At 41.0% G+C, this 2,668-nt stretch carries 4 protein-coding genes; all 4 read left to right on the top strand.

The features are described 5' to 3' along the window. Positions 1–362 (top strand): metal-dependent transcriptional regulator (locus Q0L68_RS19355; RefSeq protein WP_296705891.1); only part of this gene is annotated, 362 nt, incomplete at its 5' end. Continuing rightward, positions 359–1,273, top strand: a complete 915-nt coding sequence (locus Q0L68_RS19350) for a zinc ABC transporter substrate-binding protein (RefSeq protein ID WP_296705890.1) — start codon at positions 359–361, stop codon at positions 1,271–1,273. The genes Q0L68_RS19355 and Q0L68_RS19350, both read left to right, overlap by 4 nt. Continuing rightward, a complete protein-coding gene (locus tag Q0L68_RS19345; protein WP_296705889.1) occupies positions 1,270–2,058 on the top strand; it encodes a metal ABC transporter ATP-binding protein in 789 nt (262 codons plus the stop codon). Before Q0L68_RS19350 ends, Q0L68_RS19345 begins: the two co-directional genes overlap by 4 nt. Position 2,059: 1 nt before the next feature. Beyond that, a partial coding sequence (locus tag Q0L68_RS19340; protein ID WP_296705888.1) for a metal ABC transporter permease occupies positions 2,060–2,668 on the top strand: 609 nt, incomplete at its 3' end.

The raw sequence follows: 2,668 nt of genomic DNA, 5'->3' as shown, positions 1-2,668 counted from the left end.
CGGAGCAGCTAGAACACATACAATCTACCCTACTCATCCAACGATTGGACACCTATTTGAACTATCCGAAATTTGATCCTCATGGAGATCCAATTCCTGATGAATTCGGGGATGTGAAAGCTAGACCTAGAGTAGCATTAAATGAAATGGAAGTGGATCAGACGGGACAAATCGTAGCAGTAAAAGATAGCTCTGCCGCCTTCCTCAGATACTTGGACAAAGTGGGAGCTTATATCGGAGCAAGGATTAAAATATTGGACAAAGTGGAGTTTGATGGATCGCTGGAAATTTTAGTAGATCAGAAAAAAACTCTCTTCATGTCAAAGGATGTTGCAGCTAATATTTTGGTGATCCAATCATGAAAAATATCCTGATCCCTTTACTTCTACTCGCTTGTTTATTCTCCTGCAAGATGGAAGATAAAACACAACGTGAAAAACCATTGGTAGTGGCTACAACCAGTATCCTGGCAGATGGAGTTAAGAATATCTTGGGAGATAAAGCGGATGTCAAAGCTTTAATGCCTGCTGGTGTCGATCCGCATTTGTACAAAGCCTCAGTCAGAGATTTGGATTTGCTTCAGGAGGCAGATATCGTGATTTATCACGGGTTGTTTTTGGAGGGAAAAATGACTGAGATTTTTGAAAAACTCTCCTACAGTCAAAACCTGATTAATGCCGCGGAAGATTTACCTCAAAGCCTATTATTGCGATCCGGACCGGAAGCTCATAGTGTTGATCCACATATTTGGTTTGATGTCAAACTATGGTCAAAAGCCCTCTCCCATACTTCTGAGGAGTTAATTCGCTGGAAACCCGATTGGGAAAAAGAAATTCGTGAGAATACTGAAATCTATCTGGAAAAACTTCAAGCCTTGGACCTGGAGATTCAATTGAAAGTAGATCAATTGAAAAGTACCAATCAGGCTTTGATAACCGCACATGATGCCTTTGCCTATTTTGGAAAATCATATAACCTGGAGGTAAAAGGCCTGCAAGGATTATCAACCCTTAGTGAACCTGGATTACGGGATTTGACCGGGTTGATTCAATTTATTGTAGACAGAAATATTCATGCGGTATTTGCGGAGCAAACCATTTCCCCCAAAGCAATTGAAGCTGTCGTAGCAGGATGCGCCAATCAAAACCATAATATCATAATGGCTGGACCACTTTTTACAGACAGCCTCGATGCACCTGACACACCTGCCGGAACCTATATAGGAATGGTAAACACCAATCTACAAACCATCTTTAAAAGCCTAAACCCATGATCACACAAGTAGATAATCCAATTCTAGAAATACATGATCTTATCGTCAGTTACGATCAAAGCCCGGTACTTTGGAATGTTGACTTAAGTCTTCCTTCCGGAAAACTGATAGGGATTCTTGGGCCAAATGGAGCTGGGAAATCCACCTTAATCAAAGCGATCATGGGATTAGTCAAACCAAGCAGCGGTTATGTCAAAGTCTTTGACAAATCACTGGATCAGGTTCGATCAAAAATCAGCTACGTTCCACAGCGGGAGTCTGTAGATTGGAATTTCCCTGCTTCGGTATTGGATGTGGTGATGATGGGTACCTATGGCAAGCTTGGACTTTTCAAAAGACCTGGAAAAAAAGAAAAAGAGATTGCTTTAAGTTGTTTGGATCAGGTAGGCATGATGTCTTTTGTCAACAGACAGATCTCTGAATTATCCGGAGGGCAGCAGCAACGTGTTTTTATCGCCAGAGCTTTGGCACAGGAAGCGGATCTTTACTTAATGGATGAACCCTTTGCCGGAGTGGATATGTCCACCGAAACAGCAATTTTCAACTTGCTAAAAGAGATGACCGCTAAAGGAAAAACAATCATTGTTGTTCATCATGACATTCATTCCGCCATGAATTACTTCGATTGGATCATTATGCTAAACCTGCATTTAGTTGCCTCTGGCCCTATCGAACAAGTCATATCGGAGGATCTTCTTCGAAAGACATATGGAGGAAAGCTAAACTTACTGACCAAGGTTACCGATCTGATCAAGCAAAAAGATTTCAACCCATTAAAAAACTGATATGGAAGATTTTCTATACTTCTTTACATTTCAGGACAGCTCCATCGCATTTGTTGTGATCGGAATCACTTTATTGGGTTTGGGTTCTGCCTATGTAGGCACTTATAGTTTTTTGGATAAAAAAGCGCTTTTAGGGGATGCGATTTCCCATGCGGTTCTTCCTGGCATTTGTTTAGGTTTCATCTTAGCCGGCGAAAAGAACCCTATTTACATTGTGAGCGGAGCTTTCCTTTCAGGTGCATTAGCCACTTTTCTTACGTCATGGATTAGAAGCAATACCAAATTGACTGAAGATGCCATTATTGCCTCTATTCTATCCATCTTCTTTGGATTTGGAGTGGTTTTGCTTACCGTCATTCAGAAATCAGGTAATCCAGAGATGGCTGGTCTAAACCAATTTATATTCGGAAATGCAATTGCCATTTTAGAGGAGGATTTATATATCTATGGAGGACTGGCAGTCCTGATCATCATTACCCTAACGCTATTTCAGAAGGAATTCAGCATGCTTGTTTTCAATCCGGATTTTGGTAAAGCCGTGGGTTATCCGATGGTTCTGATTCGATTGATATTTAATGTATTGATGATCTTGGCAGTTGTCATCGGAATC

It is taken from the genome of Algoriphagus sp., assembly GCF_024642405.1.
Lineage (GTDB): Bacteria > Bacteroidota > Bacteroidia > Cytophagales > Cyclobacteriaceae > Algoriphagus.
This window is presented reverse-complemented; position numbering and strand designations above follow the sequence as displayed.

Excerpts from the sequence above, each read along its gene's own strand:
- Q0L68_RS19350 (WP_296705890.1), top strand. The coding sequence starts at position 359 with ATGAAAAATATCCTGATCCCTTTACTTCTACTCGCTTGTTTATTCTCC.
- Q0L68_RS19345 (WP_296705889.1), top strand. The coding sequence starts at position 1,270 with ATGATCACACAAGTAGATAATCCAATTCTAGAAATACATGATCTTATC.